Annotated in this window: 1 pseudogene; it reads left to right on the top strand. The window is 49.7% G+C overall.

Annotation, left to right across the window (positions count from 1 at the left end):
* Nucleotides 1-15: 15 nt before the first annotated feature.
* Nucleotides 16-650 (top strand): annotated as a pseudogene (locus AACS98_RS19630) (photosystem II q(b) protein); the annotation flags it as partial.

Genomic DNA, 650 nt, shown 5'->3' with positions numbered 1-650 from the left:
CGTCATCATAAAAACATGACCGCAACCTTACAACAACGCCAAAGCGCGAACGTATGGGAGCAGTTCTGCAACTGGATCACCAGCACCAACAACCGCTTATACATCGGTTGGTTCGGTGTACTGATGATCCCCACCTTGCTAGCTGCAACCACCTGCTTCATCATCGCCTTCATCGCTGCACCTCCTGTAGACATCGATGGTATCCGCGAACCCGTTGCAGGTTCCTTAATCTACGGCAACAACATCATCTCTGGTGCAGTTGTTCCTTCTTCTAACGCTATCGGCTTACACTTCTACCCCATCTGGGAAGCAGCTTCCTTAGATGAATGGTTGTACAACGGTGGCCCTTACCAATTGGTAGTATTCCACTTCCTAATCGGCGTATTCTGCTACTTAGGTCGTGAGTGGGAATTGTCCTACCGCTTGGGTATGCGTCCTTGGATCTGCCTAGCATTCTCTGCACCTGTTGCAGCAGCTACCGCAGTATTCTTAATCTACCCCATCGGTCAAGGTTCCTTCTCTGATGGTATGCCTTTGGGTATCTCCGGTACCTTCAACTTCATGATCGTGTTCCAAGCAGAACACAACATCCTAATGCACCCCTTCCACATGTTAGGTGTGGCTGGTGTATTCGGTGGTAGCTTGTTCTC

Source organism: Anabaena sp. CA = ATCC 33047 (assembly GCF_963870205.1).
Taxonomy (GTDB): Bacteria; Cyanobacteriota; Cyanobacteriia; order Cyanobacteriales; family Nostocaceae; genus Trichormus.
This window is presented reverse-complemented; position numbering and strand designations above follow the sequence as displayed.